Origin of the sequence: Streptomyces sp. NPDC058653, from assembly GCF_042716895.1 — a bacterium.
GTDB lineage: Bacteria > Actinomycetota > Actinomycetes > Streptomycetales > Streptomycetaceae > Streptomyces.
In genome coordinates, this window is the sequence record NZ_JBHXRM010000012.1 from 106,464 (window position 1) to 124,246 (window position 17,783).

At 70.3% G+C, this 17,783-nt stretch carries 12 protein-coding genes and 1 tRNA gene; 4 read left to right on the forward strand and 9 right to left on the reverse strand.

Features of this window, described 5'->3' with window-relative positions:
- The first annotated feature begins 242 nt into the window (after nucleotides 1-242).
- The gene (locus tag ACFWU9_RS13390; RefSeq protein ID WP_384317508.1) at nucleotides 243-1,340 is read left to right on the forward strand and encodes a hypothetical protein; all 1,098 of its coding nucleotides are present in this window, start codon (nucleotides 243-245) and stop codon (nucleotides 1,338-1,340) included.
- On the opposite strand, the gene ACFWU9_RS13395 is transcribed toward ACFWU9_RS13390, so the two are convergent.
- Nucleotides 1,324-1,656, reverse strand: coding sequence for a hypothetical protein (locus tag ACFWU9_RS13395; protein WP_384317510.1), 333 nt, complete (start codon nucleotides 1,654-1,656; stop codon nucleotides 1,324-1,326). The genes ACFWU9_RS13390 and ACFWU9_RS13395 overlap by 17 nt on opposite strands.
- A 103-nt stretch (nucleotides 1,657-1,759) precedes the next feature.
- On the opposite strand from ACFWU9_RS13395, the gene ACFWU9_RS13400 reads away from it, so the two are divergent.
- Complete coding sequence (locus ACFWU9_RS13400) at nucleotides 1,760-1,990, forward strand: DUF4287 domain-containing protein (protein ID WP_384317513.1); 231 nt, start codon at nucleotides 1,760-1,762, stop codon at nucleotides 1,988-1,990.
- 77 nt (nucleotides 1,991-2,067) lie between these two features.
- Here ACFWU9_RS13400 and ACFWU9_RS13405 read toward each other — a convergent pair whose 3' ends face one another.
- The 4 genes from ACFWU9_RS13405 to ACFWU9_RS13420 form a co-directional block, all read right to left on the reverse strand.
- Complete coding sequence (locus ACFWU9_RS13405) at nucleotides 2,068-2,949, reverse strand: Bax inhibitor-1/YccA family protein (protein ID WP_384317515.1); 882 nt, start codon at nucleotides 2,947-2,949, stop codon at nucleotides 2,068-2,070.
- Nucleotides 2,950-3,100: 151 nt separating this feature from the next.
- A complete protein-coding gene (locus ACFWU9_RS13410; RefSeq protein WP_384317518.1) occupies nucleotides 3,101-4,129 on the reverse strand; it encodes a hypothetical protein in 1,029 nt (342 codons plus the stop codon).
- A 4-nt stretch (nucleotides 4,130-4,133) separates the two neighbouring features.
- Complete coding sequence (locus ACFWU9_RS13415) at nucleotides 4,134-7,310, reverse strand: hypothetical protein (protein WP_384317521.1); 3,177 nt, start codon at nucleotides 7,308-7,310, stop codon at nucleotides 4,134-4,136.
- Between the two features lie 1,343 nt (nucleotides 7,311-8,653).
- Nucleotides 8,654-8,737: transfer RNA gene (locus tag ACFWU9_RS13420), tRNA-Leu, on the reverse strand.
- A gap of 436 nt (nucleotides 8,738-9,173) precedes the next feature.
- On the opposite strand from ACFWU9_RS13420, the gene ACFWU9_RS13425 reads away from it, so the two are divergent.
- Together ACFWU9_RS13425 and ACFWU9_RS13430 are read left to right on the forward strand one after the other, a co-directional pair.
- Nucleotides 9,174-9,935 carry an ABC transporter ATP-binding protein gene (locus ACFWU9_RS13425; RefSeq protein WP_384317690.1) on the forward strand — a complete coding sequence of 254 codons (762 nt, stop codon included), beginning with the start codon at nucleotides 9,174-9,176 and terminating at the stop codon, nucleotides 9,933-9,935.
- 180 nt (nucleotides 9,936-10,115) lie between these two features.
- Complete coding sequence (locus tag ACFWU9_RS13430) at nucleotides 10,116-12,656, forward strand: ABC transporter permease (RefSeq protein WP_384317523.1); 2,541 nt, start codon at nucleotides 10,116-10,118, stop codon at nucleotides 12,654-12,656.
- A 149-nt stretch (nucleotides 12,657-12,805) separates the two neighbouring features.
- Here the strand turns inward: ACFWU9_RS13430 and ACFWU9_RS13435 are convergent, their stop codons facing one another.
- From ACFWU9_RS13435 to ACFWU9_RS13450, 4 genes are all read right to left on the reverse strand, one after another.
- Nucleotides 12,806-14,098, reverse strand: a complete 1,293-nt coding sequence (locus tag ACFWU9_RS13435) for a class I SAM-dependent methyltransferase (RefSeq protein WP_384317526.1) — start codon at nucleotides 14,096-14,098, stop codon at nucleotides 12,806-12,808.
- Nucleotides 14,099-14,370: 272 nt separating this feature from the next.
- Nucleotides 14,371-15,816, reverse strand: a complete 1,446-nt coding sequence (locus ACFWU9_RS13440; RefSeq protein WP_384317529.1) for an NAD(P)/FAD-dependent oxidoreductase — start codon at nucleotides 15,814-15,816, stop codon at nucleotides 14,371-14,373.
- Between the two features lie 443 nt (nucleotides 15,817-16,259).
- On the reverse strand, nucleotides 16,260-17,186 hold the full coding sequence (locus tag ACFWU9_RS13445; RefSeq protein WP_384317531.1) for an exopolyphosphatase: 927 nt from the start codon (nucleotides 17,184-17,186) through the stop codon (nucleotides 16,260-16,262).
- Nucleotides 17,183-17,767, reverse strand: coding sequence for a DUF501 domain-containing protein (locus ACFWU9_RS13450; protein WP_384317533.1), 585 nt, complete (start codon nucleotides 17,765-17,767; stop codon nucleotides 17,183-17,185). Before ACFWU9_RS13450 ends, ACFWU9_RS13445 begins: the two co-directional genes overlap by 4 nt.
- Nucleotides 17,768-17,783: the final 16 nt, after the last annotated feature.

Sequence of the window (17,783 nt, forward strand, 5' to 3'; positions counted from 1 at the left end):
GGGGCCGAGCGGCTGAGCTGAACCCGGTCGAGCCCCAGTCGTGACTCAATCTCCCCCAGGATGTGACCTACCTGCTGGGGGAGACCCATTTACGCTGTTCACGGCGGTAATGGGGCTGATCGTAAGGTCGAAAGACCTGTCCAATTCATGACGTAATGCACTGCCGACGTGCGCGCCCCCACGACAAGCTGATGTAGGAAGTCGGGGGACCATTGAAGACCGGGAGTAAGTCAGTGAGCGCCATGTCTATTGCCCTGCTGCTCACCACGGCCGCCGCCACGGCCGTGGGCGTCGCCGCCCTGCACGCCGCACACGGGCTGCGGCGGGAGGTCACCGCCCTGCGCGGCGAACTGTCCCTGGCCGGCCGGGACCGCGAGAGCGCGGCCGTACCGCACGCACGCTCCGGCGAACCGGTGCCTTCCACCGCCACGTCCACCGAGGACATACGGCTCGCGGTGGCCGAGGCCCTGGCCGAGGAGCGCGAGCGGGAGCTGGCCGAGGCGCGTGCCTTCTGGGCCGCGCAGGAGGCCCGCGACGCGACCGACGCGCCGTCGCTGCTGAGCGGACTCACCGGTCCCGGCGCCGACGACGGCCCCTTCTACGTACCGCGCCAGGCCGACTTCGTGGGTCTGGAGGCGCTGGACCTGGACGCCCTCGACCGCGCCGACCGGGCCCGCCGTGCCAGGGACGACGACTACGACGACCTCGCGGAGCTGGCGGAACTGGCCGAGCTGCGCGAGCGCGACGAGCTGGACGACAGCGCGGACTCCGACGCCGACGCCACGGGTCTCGCGGAGTACGACGACCTGGAGGACTCCGGGGAGTACGGACCCTTCGACGGGCTCCCGGGGCTGAGCGAGGTCAGTGAGGTCAGCGAGGTCGGTGAGTTCGCAGAGGACTCCCCTGAGCTGGCCGCCGCCCGCCGCAGGCACCCCTCGCACCCGGACTTCGTACCGGTCCGCACGCCGGTCGTCACCGACCACGAGCGCACGGTCGCCCGCCTCGAGGAGCTGGCCGACGCCCGTACCGCCCTCGCCGACGTCCGCCCCGGCCCGCTGGGCACGCTGGACGTGTACGTCTTCACGGACGGTACGACGCTCTGCATGACCCCGGGCCACCGGGAGACCGCCGAACGCCTCGCGGGCGCCCTGCGCGACGGGGGTACACCGTTCCTGCTGGGGGGCTCGGGCATCTCCGGGGCGTACGCCCTCACGTTCTCCTGCGGCGCGCCCGCCGGAGCGTGCGGGGCCGACGCGCGGGACGCGGACACGGCGGACGAGGACGCTCCCGTCGGCGACCACATCTACATCCTCGCCGACCGGGTCATAGCTTCGCTCTAGCCACGGCCCGCTCGACGGCCCGCACGGCCTCGTCCAGTTCCACGACGGACGGGGCCGTTCTCAATGCCTCGGCCAAGTCACCCGCCGCGACCGTGAGTTGATCGGCGACGGCGAAGACGCCGGCGTCCGGCATGATCCGCGGGGGCCTCGGCGGTTCGCCGTCCGGGGTCTCGATGCGCTGGGCGGTCACGGACAATTCCCTGGCCAGGGCCAGTCCTTCGGCCGCGGCACCGCGCTGCAACCTGCTCTGCGGGGCGGCCCGCAGTCGGTCGGCGAATCGGTCCACGGCGGCGGTGAGGCGCGTCGTATCAAGCACGCCGCGACCCTACGCGCCTCCCCGGAACTGTTGCCAACGGGCGAACGCTCAGGCACGGTGACGTGAAGGACCAGTACGCGCGAAGCTGCCTCCGGAGGCGCCGATGTCCCTTGTTTTCTCCGAAGAGACCCACCGCAACCTGCTGTCCCGTATCCCACAGTGCACCGGCCGCGAGATCTCCGACTGGCTCCGCGCGGTCGACGACGGTCCCGCCCTCGTGCGGTTCGACGAGAAGGTCGCCTGGCTCCGCGGCGAGCACGACCTCGCGTACGGACACGCCAAGGCGATCATCCACGAGCACGACCTGAGGCGGGCCGCCCGCCGTCTGGGCTGACCACCGACCCGGTACGTACGCCGAAGGGGTCCACGGGCTTTCGCCGATGGACCCCTTCGTCGTACCGGTCAGCTGTCCTAGTCGTTGCCGCTCAGGATCGAGAAGAGCCGCAGCATCTCCAGGTAGATCCAGACCAGCGTCATGGTGAGGCCGAAGGCCGCCATCCAGGACTCCTCGCGCGGCGCGCCGTACGTCACACCGTCCTCGACCTGCTTGAAGTCGAGCGCCAGGAAGCAGGCGCCGAGGATGATGCCGAGCACACCGAAGAGGATGCCGAGGCCGCCGCTGCGGAAGCCGAGACCGTCGCCGCCGCCGAAGACGCTGAACAGCAGGTTGGCGACCATGAGGAGCACGAAGCCCATCGCGGCGGCCATCACGAAGCCGTAGAAGCGGCGCGTGACACGGATCCAGCGCATCTTGTACGCGAACAGCACACCGGCGAAGACCGCCATCGTGCCCATCACGGCCTGGACGACCACGCCCGGCGAGAGGTACGTGCTCACCGCGCTGCTGATCACGCCGAGGAAGACGCCCTCGAACGCGGCGTACCCGAGGATCAGCGCCGGGACCGGCGTGCGCTTGAACGACTGGACCAGGGCGAGCACCAGGGCCACGAGGGCCGCGCCGATGGCGATGCCGTACGACTTGCCGAGGTTGCTCTCGTCGACCGGGAGCAGGACCCAGGCCAGGACGGCCGTGAGGACGACGGTGCCGAGCGTGGACGCGGTGCGCGTCACCACGTCGTCGATCGTCATGACCCCGGCGCGGGCGGGCGCCTGGGGGCCGCCGTGCTGACCGTCCGTCTGCGGGGCGTAAGGGTTGGCGGCGTACGGGTTGGTCGCGTACGGGTTCTGCGTGCCTACGGCGGGGCCCCCGGCCTGCGGCGCCGCGTGGAAGCCCGCTTGGCCGTTGTCGCGACTGAAGCCCCGTCGCGAGAAGACCGGGTTGCTGCTCCTCATCTCACTCCTCCATGGCGGCCGCCCTGCGCGGCCTTGAGCACAAGAGTAATGCGGGAGCAAAAGGAACACCCTAGTGCCCTGGGAGGATCTTTCCGCGATCGTGACGTCGGCGGGGCCCGGCCGTGGGCGGAATCAAACGGCCGTGCGGCGATCAGGTGAACGCCGGATCGTAGGCGCCGTATCCCCTGCGCTCGGGGTCGAAGCCGAAGCCGAAGTAGTTCCGGTAGAAGGTGAAGTGCCTGGTGAAGCGGCCGTTGACGCGCATCAGCGGGCGGGGGGCGCCGTCGGGCTCCGAGAAGGTGCCGATCAGACCGCCGAACGTGATCCGTCCGGAGGCGACCGCCAGCGCGTGGCTGTAGGAGTCCAGGATGTGCCTGCGGAAGAAGAGCTTCAGCTCACCGAAGGGGAGCTCCACCTTCCGGTGGTCGGGGAACCTCGTTCCCAGCATCAGCGAGAGGTTGGCCACGTTCGCCCGGGTGAGGTTGTCGAAGAGCAGGATCTTGGTGTCGGGCAGGCCCGCGGAGCGGTAGTCGGGGTGGTGCTCCATCTTGTGCAGGATCTCGTTGACCTGATGGTTGAAGGCGCATCCCCAGCTCCAGTTGAAGCCGTCGGGATGGTAGGCCGCGCGGAAGGCGGCGAACTCCGCGGGGCGCATGTTCACCTCGCGGAAGTCCTTCACGCGCGGGTCGTGGTCGTCGGGGTCGCGCCGGTCGCCCAGATCGAGGATGAGCTGTCTGACCCCGGCGGAGTCGGCCCGCTCCACCTGTCCGTCGTCGGTGCTGTCCACCAGGACCGGGCCGCCCGCGTAGCCGTGGGAGAGGAAGCTCAGCTCCATCAGGGTGCCGGGGGCGGCCCGTCCGATCGCCTGGACGGCCGCGTAGACCTCCAGGACCGACATCACACCGTCCTGCTCGTCCTTGAAGGCGTTCCCGTCGTAGTGGGCGCGGGTGATCCGCTCGAAGGAGCGGACCGCGGCCACCGTCTCGGTCTGCCGGCCTCCCGGGTAGGTGAACCTCCTGATGACCACCTCCCCTTTGCCCACGTCGAAGATCTGGAACACCAGGTCCTCCTTTGCCTTGTTGGCCACGAGATGCTGCCTGACCCGGTTCTCGCAGTACGCCCGGAACGGAAGTTGCTTGGGCGGCTTCTCGTACCCGGCCACCAGGACGAATTGCTTCACCGGCTCAGGCCTCGATCCACTCGCCGTCGGCGTTCTGTACCCAGCGCGGCAGGTCGTCGTCGGGGCGGAGCCGTACCAGATTGGTCGGGACGCGTACGGTCCACTGCTCGCCCTGGGGGATCTCGTCGCCCGGGCGGTCGAGACGTTCGGCGATCTCGTCGGCGATCGGCAGGAAGAGGGGGCTGGAGACGGTCGGGAGGGGGCCGCCGTTCCAGAGCTCGCCGAAGTTCATGAAGTGGTCGATGGCGCCCTCGAAACCGAGGCGGGCGGGGACCGAGACCCGGCAGTACCCGGCCTTGAGGAACTGGTTGAACTGCGGGTCGGGGTCGTCGTACGCCAGACGCTCGTCCCACTGGCTCTTACGGCCCCAGAAGTACGGATACGCGACCCATGTCAGATGCTCCCACTCGAAGGCCTGCTCGAAGAAGCGGACGTAGGCGCCCTCCGCCGCGGCCTCGTCGATGTCCATCTGCGGGGCCTCGCCGAGGCGTTCGCGCATCGCGTCGAAGAGGTCGAAGTGCTGCCTGCTCAGGATGGAGACGCAGCTCTTGCGCAGTTCCTGGGAGATCAGCTCCTGGTTGGCCAGGGGGTTGCGGCCCTCGATGGCGACACCGGCGGCGAAGGTGAGCGCGGCGACCTTCTCCTCGTAGTCCCCGAGGCGGGCGCGGTAGGCGGTGGTCAGCTTGGCGTGCGTCTCCGCCCGCCACTTCTCCATCGCGCGCTCGGTGCGCATGCACTTGATCTCGACGGCGACCGCCACCTGGGAGAGCCGGAAGCTGTCGACGGCGACGGGGATCGAGCCCTGCTCCTCGTCGAGCATGGTGATCCACACCCAGGGGTCCTCCGGGTGGAACCGGTGGGTCCTGCGGCCCACCGCGACGTCCAGGGAGTGCCGGCCCTCCCAGATGTTGCAGAGATGGGCGACCGAGCCCTGGAGCGCCTGGTAGCCCTCGTCGATGGTGACCTGACCCGAGTGGTTGTAGTTGGTCTTGCTGTCCCCGCCGCCCGCCTTGAAGTCGAAGGACTTGGTCAGATACATCTCGGGCGGCGGCAGGACGTCGGTCGCCTGGTAGAGCCGCACCCAGTACTGGTAGTTGATCTCGTTGATCTGGTCGGACCGGAGGGTGAAGGCCGGCGGTTTCTCCACCTGGACGGCGCCGGCGTGGGCCGACTGGAGGGTGTGGATGAGGAACGCGGCGGGCTCGGGGATCATGAAGTCGAACATCGTGCGCAGCCCGTAGTTGAACATCTGTGCCCGGTAGACCTTGTTCACCCACTGGTAGACGCCGGAGATGTGCTCGACGCCGGGGTTGTTGTCGAGCGTGTGGGTGTTCTTCTCGGTGACCTCGGTGGTGATCCGCAGGGTGGTGCGCTGGAGCACCCGCTCGGAGATCTTGCTGGCGCTGCGCTGGGTGACGTCCTGGGAGAAGGTGGACGCCGACTTGGTCGCCTCCTCCTTCGACCGGGAGACGGAGCCCTCGGCGGAGGCCGAGAACTCCACCGTGGGGCCGTACTTGCCGGTGACCGTGAGTCCGGCCTTCAGCGACGCGTCCTCCTTGATGACGGCGCTCGCCTCGCGGCTCATCTCGAAACGGTCGGTCGACTCCAGCTCGCGCTCCTCCGAGGTGGTCGTCTCCGTCTCGGTCACGGTGATCTGTTCGGTCTCCTCGCGCCGGGTGTGCTCCCGGAGTTTGGTCTCGCCCTTGAGGACGTTCTCGATATGGGCGATGTCGGCGCCCTCGTAGCCGATCAGCTGCTGGCGGACCACGAGGAGATCGGCGACGCCGGACGGCTTCACGCTGCCCCGGGTGGCCGGGACGGAGCCCGTCTCCAGCGGGATCTCCTCGACCGGGTCCAGGGCCCCGATGGTCAGGGCGTTCCAGACGGACGGCAGGGGTGTGGAGGTGGTGACGAGCGTGTCGCCGATCCGCCGCACACTGCGCTTGACGGGCTTGCCGAACAGTTTCTCCAGCTCGGTGGCCGTCCGGTCGGCCTCGCCCTGGAGGAGCGCGACGATCCGGTCCAGCGGCTGGGCCGAGACGACGATGCCGCGGGCCGTCAGCAGGGCGCGGGTGGCCTCCGACAGCTGCTCTACGGCGTCCGGGCCGAGGCGGAACCCCAGTTCGCCGAGGACCGCCGGGACGAAACCGGGGGTGCCGGCGAGCAGGTCCGGTCTGGCGCCGAAGACCTGCCCGGCGAGTTCCGCGGCGCCGGCCACGGGGATCTCCGGGGGCGTGGGGGTCGGTTCCTCGGCGGCGGCGCCCGGGGCCGCGCCGCCCGTTCCCGTACCTCCTCCGGCGAGGGCCCGCAGGTTGGCCTCCGAGAGGCGGCTGTGGAAGCTGATCTGCCGGGCCAGTTCGGCGTGGGGGGTGTACTCGGCCGGCGGCAGCACCTGTTCGGAGCCGCTCTGTGCGGAGATGCTGAAGTGCTCGCCGCCGAGGCCGGTGAGTTCGACGACCGCTCTGCGCAACTGCTGGTAGAGGCCGAGCAGTTGTTCGGCGCGCTCGCGGCGGATCCTGGCCGCCTCGGCCTCCTTCTCGCGCCGCACGCGCTCGGCCTCGACGGTGGACGTCACGGCTTCGAGGCCCGTCTCGTACGGCAGGCGGAGGGGACGTCTGCGGGCGCGCCGCAACTCCTGCGCGCCGGAGGGGAAGGCGGTCTGCGTCACCAGACGGGAGACGATCTCCAGGTGCCGGAGCTGGCGTACGAGTTCCTCCAGGGCGCGGGCGTGCTCCGACGGCAGGTACTTGATGGCCAGCACGCTGTCCCGGAGCCGGGCGACGGAGGTCTTGTACGGGGCGCTCTGCACGACGTCCGCGGGCGGGGCGCCGAACGCGTCCCGTACGGCCGCGATCACCGTGTCGCGCAGCGAGGGCGGGGCGGCGGCGGGTGCCGCTCCGGCCGCGGTCCGTGGTGAGCGGGGCGCGAGCAGCCGGTCCAGCGCGGCCACGAACTTCGCCGTCTCCCTCGCGAGCGGAGTCTGCTCGGGCCGGGCGATGAACAGCGGGCCCGCGACGTATCCGCCCACCACGCGCCGCAGTTCGGCACGTGGATCGACGGCACTCGACGCGGCGGCCAACGCCTGCTGGAAGTCGGTCTGTTGGGCCAGTTCGACGCTGGGGTTGTCGGGGTCCTGGGTGATGGCGGGCCGTAGCAGGGCAAGGCGGAAGAGCGGCTCCATGGTGAGCTCCTGTGGGAGATGACCGGCACGGTCGACGTCCCAACTCCGCGCCTACCGCTCTCCACAACTATGGAGCGTGCGCACCGCCGTGCCCAGAGCGGAATTTCACTCTTTCGGGTGATTCATCCCTCCGGGGGGAGGTGGCGTGCCCCCTGGCGCCCGCCGGGACGGGGCGTCGCCCTGCGGGGCGAGGCGCGGCCCCCGGGGGGCTCAGCCCGGGCCGGGTGTCGCCCCCCCGGAGGGAGTTCAACCCGGACGGATGCCCCCCTCCGGGCTGGGAGGAGCCACCCTCCCGACGGAGCGTCGCCCCCCCCGGGAGGGGGGCTCAGCCCTGGCTGGGGGAGGCGCCTCCCACCGGGAGGGAGTCCCGCCCGCCGGGCGGAGGTGTGCCGCCCTCCGGACGGAGTGCCACCACTGGAAGGGAGTTACAGCCCGGACGATGTCGCCCTCCCGGGGGAGGGGCCGCCCCCGGGAGGAGGGACGCGGACGGAAGCAGGGAGGCTTCTCAGCGACTTCGAGCTCGGCCGCACGCACCGGTCGGGGCGCGGAGCCTCCGGGGCCCCGGAGGCTCCGGGCAGGAAGTTCAGCCCTCCGGACGGGAGCTCAGCCCGGACGGATGTCGCCTCTGGGGCGAGGTGCCGCCCCCCTGGACGGGGCGTCGCCGCGAGGGAGGGGGCTCAGCCCGGGCAGGGGGAGGTGCCTCCCGCCGGGAGGAGTCCCGCCCCCGGAAGGGAGTTACAGCCCGGACGATGTCGCCCCCCCGGGGAGGCGCCGCCCTCCCGAAGGAAGCCCCGCCCGGACGGATGTCGCCCTCCCGAAGGGAGCGCAGCCCGCCGGGAGGAACTGCCGTCCGCCGGGGGGTAGGTGCCACCCTCCGGACGGAGTGCCGCCCCTGGAAGGGAGTTCAGCCCGGACGGGGCGTCGCCCCCACCCCGGAGGGAATCCCGTCCGTCGGAAGGCGGAGGCCCGTCGGGCGATGGGGAGGGTTTCGACGTGGTTTCGGGGGCGGTCGCGTGCGGGCGGTGGGGTGGGGTTCGTTCGTTCCCGGCGGTGGCCGGTTCACCGCCCGTCCGGGGGGCTCGCGGGGGCGCCCGGAGAGGGCCTCCGCGGCCGTTCGCCGGAAGCCTTGATTCAGGTGTTTGACGCGCACTCGACAACGTGATCATGGGCCCTGAGCTGCGGATTCATCGCCTCTTTGAGCTGACTATTCGTCAAGAAAGGTTCTTCGGAGCCGAGTTGGCCGTTCCGCTCGCCCTGCAGGCACGTTTCCGCAATACTGTGCCTCAGAGGCAAAAAATGGGGGGCGAATCGATCTTCGCAGGTCAGCACAGGTTCAGTGGGAGTGCCCGGAACCGGACTTGAACCGGTACGCCCCAATTGGGGCAGCGAGGTTTAAGCTCGCCGTGTCTGCATTCCACCATCCGGGCGTACGCGGCTCCGCGTCGGCTCACGAGCCTATCCGGGAGGACCCCTCGGACGGCCGAGTACTCAGCCGATCCTGTCTGATTTTATTGGCACCTGAGGGAGTGTCAGCCCTGGTAACACGCCGTCGGCACATGCCGGAAGCAGGACGAAGGTCTTGATACGGACCTTGGGATATGACGGAAACTCGCCGCTCTCTGTCTACTATTCGCCACTCCCCGCACACGGATCGCCCAGAGGCGTCGACGGTGCGACCGCCGGGTGACGGCAGTACTTGAGTCAGGGTCGACGTCATACCGGAGGAGGACGGCGGGGCTTTCCGGTCCGACCCGAGAGGGCCCCGGGAACGGGCATGCGGGCTGACGACCCGGAGCCGTACGGCGGAGAGGATGAAGTCAATCCACCGTCCACTCCTCGCAAGGAGCCCCGCCCGTGACGACCATGTCCCTCCTCCACCGCGCCAGCGCCGTGGCCGCCCACGCCTCCGGCTTGTCCAAGGTCTACGGGCAGGGCGAGACGCAGGTCGTCGCCCTCGACCAGGTCACCGTCGACTTCCGGCAGGGTGAGTTCACCGCGATCATGGGCCCCTCCGGGTCCGGCAAGTCGACCCTGATGCACTGCGTCGCCGGGCTGGACAGCTTCACCAGCGGCTCGGTACGCATCGGCGACACCGAGCTCGGCGACCTCAAGGACAAGCAGCTCACCCAGCTCCGCCGGGACAAGATCGGCTTCATCTTCCAGGCGTTCAACCTGCTCCCGACGCTGACGGCCCTGGAGAACATCACCCTGCCGATGGACATCGCGGGCCGTAAGCCCGACAAGCAGTGGCTCGACAACGTGATCTCGATGATCGGCCTCAAGGACCGGCTCCACCACCGTCCCACCGCCCTCTCCGGCGGTCAGCAGCAGCGCGTGGCCGTGGCCCGCGCCCTGGCCTCGCAGCCCGAGATCATCTTCGGTGACGAGCCGACCGGAAACCTCGACTCCCGGGCCGGCGCCGAGGTGCTGGGCTTCATGCGCAACTCCGTACGGGAGCTGGGCCAGACCGTTGTCATGGTCACGCACGACCCGGTGGCCGCCTCCTACTCCGACCGGGTCATCTTCCTGGCGGACGGACGCATCGTCGACGAGATGCAGAGCCCGTCCGCCGAAGGCGTGCTCGACCGGATGAAGGCCTTCGACGCCAAGGGCCGCCGGAGCTGACCTCCGCCGCCCGGCCGAGCTGACCACCCCTTCCGCCCCGCCCACCGCGGCCCCCGGCAGACCCGCCCCGCCCGCCGCACCCTCGGCAACACGCCGCCCCTCCCGGCCCCCGGTCCGTCCGCAGCGACGCCTCCGGTCGAGCCGTCCGTTCGCCCTGCCCACTTCGTCTGGACTCCCACCATGTTCCGTACCGCCCTGCGCACTGTGCTCGCGCACAAGGCCCGGCTGCTGATGACCGTGCTCGCCGTGATGCTCGGCGTGGCCTTCGTCTCCGGCACCCTGGTCTTCACCGACACCCTCGGCAACGCCTTCAACAAGCAGTCGGCCAAGAGCTACAAGGACGTGGCCGTCTCCGTCTCCACCTACGAGACCGACAAGCCGGGGCCCGACGGGAAGAAGCCGGAGCCCGGACTCGGCCCGAAGACCCTCGACCGGATCGGCGCCGTCGACGGGGTCAAGACCGTCACCGCGCGGGTCGACGGCTTCGCGGGCGTGGCCGACCCGGACGGCAAACTCATCGGCAACGGCTGGTCCAACACCGGCACGAACTTCTCCCCCGCCGAGAACGGCAAGGACGCCGCGTACGACTTCACCGAGGGCGCGGGCCCCACCGAGGCCGGCCAGGTCGCGCTCGACAGGTCCACCGCGTCCAGGGGTGAGTACAAGGTCGGCGACCGCGTACGGGTCTCCACGAACGGACCGGTGAAGGAGTACACCCTCTCCGGTGTCTTCACCACCGAGGACGGCGCGGTCAACGCGGGCGGCAGCCTGGTTCTCTTCGAGACCGCCGTCGCCCAGAAGCTCTACCTGGAACCGGGCTACTTCCAGAGCGCGACCATCACCGCCGAGCCCGGCGCCTCCGACAAGGCGATCCTCGCCGATGTCGAGGCGCTGCTGCCCGAGGACGCCGACGCCCAGACCGGCGCGCAGCTCGCCGACGAGCAGGCCAGGCAGATCGAGAGCAGCCTCAGCGGTATCAACCAGATGCTGCTCGCCTTCGCCGCCATCGCGCTCTTCGTCGGCATCTTCCTGATCTCCAACACCTTCACGATGCTGGTCGCCCAGCGCACCAAGGAACTGGCGCTGCTGCGCGCCGTCGGTGCCTCACGCCGCCAGGTCAAGCGCTCGGTGATGGCCGAGGCGCTGGTCGTGGGCCTCGTCGCCTCCGCGATCGGCTTCGTCCTCGGTGTCGGTCTCGCGGTCGCGTTGCGCTCGGCCATGAGCTCGTTCGGCGCGAAGGTGCCCGCGGGACCGCTGGTGATCAGCCCGGTCGCCGTGGCCGCCGCCTTCGGTGTCGGTGTCGTGATCACCCTGATCGCCGCCTGGCTGCCCTCCCGCAGGGCCGCGAAGATCCCGCCGGTCGCCGCCATGAGCAGCGTGCACGCCGTGGCGACCATGAAGTCGCTCGTCCTGCGCAACTCCATCGGCGCCGTGCTCACGCTCATCGGCGCGGCGGGGATCATCGCGGGCGCGGGGGTCGGGAAGGACGGCAAGCTGATCATCGGCGCCGGCGCCTTCTTCTCGCTCGTCGGCGTCATCGTGCTGATCCCGCTGCTCTCGCGCCCGGTCATCGCGCTCGTGCAGCCGCTGCTGAACCGGCTCTTCGGCGTCGCGGGCAAGCTGGCCGGGCTCAACTCGGTGCGCAACCCGCGCCGTACGGGCGCCACCGCCTCCGCGCTGGCCATCGGCCTCACGCTGGTCACCGGCCTCACCACCGTCGGCGTCACGCTCGGCCAGGCCATCGACAAGATGACCACGGACAACATCAAGGCCGACTACATGATCACCATGGCCAGCGGCCAGGGTCTCGACGAATCAGCGGTCAAGGCGCTGGAGAAGGCGCCGGGCGTCACCGCGGTCTCCCCGCAGCGGGCCTCGTACCTGTCGATCGACGGCGAGGACAGCTCCGCCTCCGGTGTGAGTCCCACGGACGTCCAGCGGGTCCTGTCCGTCAAGACGGTGAGCGGTTCGCTGGACACGCTGACCGACGACGCGATCGCGGTCGCGTCGGACACCGCGGAGTCCCGCGGCTGGAAGACCGGCGACACCGTCACGGTGACGTACCCGGACGACAGGACGGCGCGGCTGAGGATCGGCGCCACGTACGAGCAGAACGAGTTCGTCTCCGCGGCCCTGATCTCCACGGATCTGCTGGACCCGCACGAGGCGAGGCCGCACACGCCCGAGGTGTACGTGGCCATGGACGGCGGCATGACCGAGGCCAACGAACAGGCCCTGGTGGACGCGCTGGGCGACAACCCCGCGATCAGCGTGAACGACCGGCAGGACATCCGGAACATGTTCGGCGGCATGATCAACACCGCGCTGAACATCATGTACGGGCTGCTGGCGATGGCCCTGATCATCGCGGTGCTCGGTGTCGTGAACACCCTTGCGATGTCCGTCTTCGAGCGCCAGCAGGAGATCGGCATGCTGCGGGCGATCGGTCTGGACCGGCGCAGGGTCAAGCGCATGATCCGCCTGGAGGCCGTGGTGATCTCGGTCTTCGGCGCGGTGATCGGCGTCGGGCTCGGCACGTTCCTCGCGTGGGCGATCGGCGAGACGATCCGCGACTCGATCCCCGGCTACGCACTGGTCCTGCCGTGGGAGCGGATCGGGATCTTCCTGGTGCTCGCGGGGCTCGTGGGTGTGCTGGCGGCGCTCTGGCCGGCCCGGAGCGCGTCGAGGCTCAACATGCTGACGGCCATCAAGACCGAGTGAGCCCGGCGCCGCGCGCCGGCGCACCGGGCCCGGCGAAGGGCCCCGCATCCCCCCGGGTGCGGGGCCCTTCGCCGTGCCGACGTACCGCGAGCGCGTGCCCGGTACGGCGCGCGCGTGACGAGTACGGCGAATGGGCGCCGTGACTCGTGTCAGCGCCAGCTGCGGGCGCGCAGCGGAAGACCCGAGACACCCGACTCGCCGGGCTTGACCGCCAGGATCTGGTTGACGCCGATCCTGTTGTGCTCGAAGGAGAGCGCCGAGGCGGCCATGTAGAGGCGCCAGACGCGGGCGCGGCCGGGTGAGGTGAGCCGTACGGCCTCGGTCCAGTGCCGCTCCAGATTGCGCACCCACTGACGGAGCGTCAGCGCGTAGTGCTCGCGCAGGGATTCGACGTCCCTGGCCTCGAAGCCCGCCTCCTCCAGCGTGCCGACGGTGCGGCCGAGCGGGGCCAGCTCACCGTCGGGGAAGACGTAGGCGTCGATGAAGTCGTCGATGCGGTACTTGGACTCGTCCTTCTCGGGGCGGCGCCCGATCTGGTGGTTGAGCAGCCGGCCGCCCGGCTTGAGAAGGGCGTAGAGGTCGTCGGCGTACTCGCGGAAACGCACCGAGCCCACGTGCTCGGCCATGCCGATCGAGGAGATGGCGTCGTACGGTCCGTCCCTGACGTCCCGGTAGTCCTGGACCCGGATCTCGATCCGGTCGGTGAGGCCCTCGCCCGCGATGCGCTTGCGCGCGAACGCGGCCTGCTCGCGGGAGAGCGTGACCCCGGTGACCTGCGCGCCGTACTCACGCGCGGCGTGCATGGCCATGGATCCCCAGCCGCAGCCGACGTCGAGCAGCCGCTCGCCCTCCTTCAGCCCGAGCTTGCGGCAGACGAGGTCGAGCTTGTCGCGCTGCGCGTCCTCCAGCGGGGAGTCCGTGTGCTCGAAATAGGCGCAGGAGTAGACCATGGACGGTCCGAGGACCATCTCGTAGAAGTCGTTGCCCACGTCGTAGTGGTGGCTGATCGCGGCCCTGTCCCGGCGCTTGGTGTGCAGGGCGCCGCTTCTGCGCCGTACCTCCTCGGGGGGCGGCGGGGGCGGCGGCCAGGGTCCGACGATCTCCAGGAGGCGCTTGCCGGCGGCGCGCAGCCGCGGGTCGCGCAGCGGGTGGGCCAGCTCCTGGGCGTCCGCGCCCCGTTCCCAGAGGAGTCCGGCGATCCGGTCGAGAACGGCGTACAGATCGCCGTCGACGTCGATCTCGCCGGCCACCCAGCCGCGGGCGAGTCCCAGCTCGCCCGGCTTCCAGAGCAGTCGGCGCAGGGCCCGGCGGTTCCGGACGACAACGGTCGGCGCGCCCGGCGGGCCCGACTCGCTGCCGTCCCAGGCGCGGATACGTACGGGAAGCGGTGCTCCCAGCAGTTCCTCGGCAAGAGTGGTCAGCCGCAGTGCGGCATCGGCCATGGCGCACACCTCCGTGACGGTGGATCCCAGAAATGCTCAACAGACACGTAAACACCGCCGGGAGGGAGTCGCAGTCCCGACAGCACGCAATGGGTGGGCAAAAATAGCTGCACCCGCCACGTATTTTGTGACCAAATCTGCCAGTGCGCACCCTTGCGTGCCTTCACGTACCCACCTTCGACGCCGGAGGCACGCGAAAGGGCCGCCCGCACCACGGATGGCGGGCGGCCCTTTCGGGGTCGTCGGGGGCGGCCGGGTGGCCCCTCCTGCGGTCAGGAGGCCTTGGCGCCGGTGCCGGCCTTGGCCTTCGTGGCCCCCGGCTCGGGCTTCGACTCCGGCGCCGGGCCGGACTCCGGCCTCGCGGCGACGGGCTGACGCGCCGGGGCGGGCTTGGCCGCCTCGTAGAACTCCTCGCGCGGTGTCTCCATCGCGCCGAGGGAGACGACCTCGCGCTTGAGGAACGCCGAGAGCGTCCAGTCGGCGAAGACGCGGATCTTACGGTTCCAGGTCGGCATCGCCATGCCGTGGTAGCCACGGTGCATGTACCAGGCCAGCCGGCCACGGAACTTGATCTTCAGCTTGCCGACGACGACCATCGCGACGCCCTTGTGCAGGCCGAGACCGGCGACCGCGCCCTTGTTGGCGTGGCTGTACTCCTTCTGCGGGAAGCCCCGCAGACCGGAGATCACGTTGTCGCCGAGGACCTTCGACTGACGCAGCGCGTGCTGCGCGTTGGGCGGGCACCAGGCGTTCTCGACACCGGCCCGGCGGGCGGCCAGGTCCGGGATCTGGGCGTTGTCGCCGGCGGCCCAGATGTAGTCCGTGCCCTGCACCTGGAGCTTGGCGTCGGTGTCGACGTGACCACGCGGGCCGAGCGGCAGGCCGTAACGGGCGAGCGCCGGGTTGGGCTTGACGCCGGCCGTCCACACGATGGTGTTGGAGTCGACCTCCAGGCCGTTGCCGAGCACGACGTGGCCGTCGACGCAGGACTCCATGCCGGTCTTGAGGTAGATCTCGACGCCCCGGCTCTCCAGGTGCTCCTTGCCCCAGCTGCCCAGCTTCGGGCCGACCTCGGGAAGGATCTTGTCGGCCACGTCGACCAGCAGGAAGCGCATGTCCTCGCGCTTGACGCTCGTGTAGTACTTCGCGGCGTCGCGCGCCAGGTCCTCGACCTCACCGACGGTCTCGGCGCCGGCGAAGCCACCGCCGACGAAGACGAAGGTCAGCGCCTTGCGGCGGACCTCCTCGTCGGTCGTGGAGTCGGCCTTGTCGAGCTGTTCGAGCACGTGGTTACGGAGACCGATCGCCTCCTCGATGCCCTTCATACCGATGCCCTGCTCGGCGAGGCCGGGGATCGGGAAGGTGCGGGAGACGGCACCGAGAGCGACGATCAGATAGTCGAAGGGAAGCTCGTAGGCCTCACCGACGAGCGGCGAGACCGTGGCGACCTTGCGGTCCTGGTCGATGGTGGTGACTCGACCGGTGAGCACCTCCGCCTTCGGCAGCACGCGTCGCAGCGGTACGACGACATGCCGGGGCGAGATGCTTCCGGCGGCGGCTTCGGGGAGGAAGGGCTGGTACGTCATGTACGAGCGGGGGTCGACGACCGTGACCGTCGCCTCCCCGTAGCGCATCTTCTTCAGAATGCGACGAGCCGCGTACAGGCCTACGTACCCTCCGCCTACAACAAGGATCCTGGGACGCTCCGTGGTGCTCATGCCATCGAGTATCCACCTGCCCAGGAGGGGGTGCTCGTGAGCCCCTTCACAAGCACCTTCCCCACCTCTGCTACACTGCGCGGCCCGCATGATCGACACCGTCCGCCGGGGGCGGGACCACGGTGTTGGGCGGGACCCCTCGCACCCCTTCTGAGCTGGCCGTCGAGGCGTTCGCGGGTGCTGGACCGGGGGGTGGTTCACACGCCCGCAACGCCGCCGGAACGGCCCGTTGACCGACCGTTGGAAGGGGTCGGAACGGGCCCGGGCCTCCATGGGGAGTGATGTGCGTCCAGCACGGCGGTTTTCCTTGTGAAGAACTTCACGAACTTCGTTCCGGGGTCCGTCCGGGACGGGGTGCAGAGACCCCGTAAGACCGCCGTAAAGACGCGGGAGCGCACCCGGGAGGACACCCGTGAACGGCCTCGGTCACCCCCGCCGCCCGCTCAGGCGATCGACCAGGCGATGCCGTCGAGGATGTCGTGTTCGCTCACGACGACCTCGTCGGCGCCGGTCCTCTCCATGATCGTGAGGAGGATCAGCGCGCCCGCCGCGATCACGTCGACCCGGCCGGGATGCATCACGGGAATCGCCGCGCGCTCCTCGTGCGTGGCCGACAGCAGCATGCCGGTGATCTCCCGCACCCGCTCGAACGGGATCCGGGAGTGGTGGATCGCCGCCGAGTCGTACGCGGGCAGGCCGAGCGCGATCGCCGCGACCGTGGTCACGGACCCGGCGAGGCCGACGAGCGTACGGGCGTCGCCCAGCGGGACGCTCTTCCCGACCGTGCCGAGCGCCGCGTCAATGTCCCCGCGTATGGCGGTGATCTCGCCGGGGGCCGCCGGGCTGCCCGGCCGGTGCCGCTCCGTCATCCGTACGCAGCCGATGTCGACGGACCGCGCGGCGGTGACCCGGTCGGTCCCGACGACGAACTCGGTGGAGCCGCCGCCGATGTCCACGACCAGGTAGGGCTCGGCCAGATCGGTGCGGCCGGTCAGCTCCTTGGTGGCGCCGGTGAAGGAGTACTCCGCCTCCTGGTCGCCGGTGATCACCTCGGGTTCGACGCCGAGGATGCCGAGGACGCCGCGGACGAAGTCGTCGCGGTTCTCGGCGTCGCGGGACGCCGAGGTGGCGACGAAGCGGACGCGGTCCACGCCGTGCCCCTCGATGATCCGCGCGTACTCACGGCAGGCCGCGAAGGTGCGCTCCAGCGCCTCGGGGGCGAGCCTGCCCGTCCGGTCGACGTCCTGGCCGAGCCGCACGATCGTCATGCGCCGGTCGAGATCGACGAGTTCGCCGGTGGCGGGGTCGGCGTCGGCGACGAGGAGGCGGATGGAGTTCGTACCGCAGTCGACCGCCGCGACCCTGGTCATGCCGTACCCCCGGCGTGCTCGTCGGTCTTGGCCCCGGCTTCCGTCCCGGCGGCTTCTCCGGGCTTTGTGAACGGGATCACACAGGGCCCCTTGCGCCACCACTCGGGCAGCATCGCCAGTGCCTCGTCGCCCAGCGGGTTCACTCCCGGTCCCGCCGCGAGCGAGTGGCCGACCAGTACATGCAGACACTTCACCCGGTCCGGCATCCCCCCGGCGCTCGGGAAGCCCGCCAGCACCTCGACGGCGTCGCGCCGCGCGAGGTAGTCCTCATGGGCCTCGCGGTACGCGGCGGCCAACTCCGGGTCGGTCGCGAGGCGTTCGGTCATCTCCTTCATGACACCGTTCGCCTCCAGCGTGCCGATGGCCGAGGCCGCGCGCGGGCAGGTCAGGTAGTAGAGCGTCGGGAACGGGGTGCCGTCCGGCAGCCGCGGTGCGGTCTCCACCACATCGGGCTGCCCACAGGGACAGCGGTGCGCGATGGCGCGCAGACCGCGCGGGGGCCGGCCGAGCTGCTGCCTGAACGCGTCGACGTCCGCCTCGGTCGGTTCGGTGCGTGCGGTCTGCGGAGGGGGCGTGTGCATACCTGCGTCGTTTTCC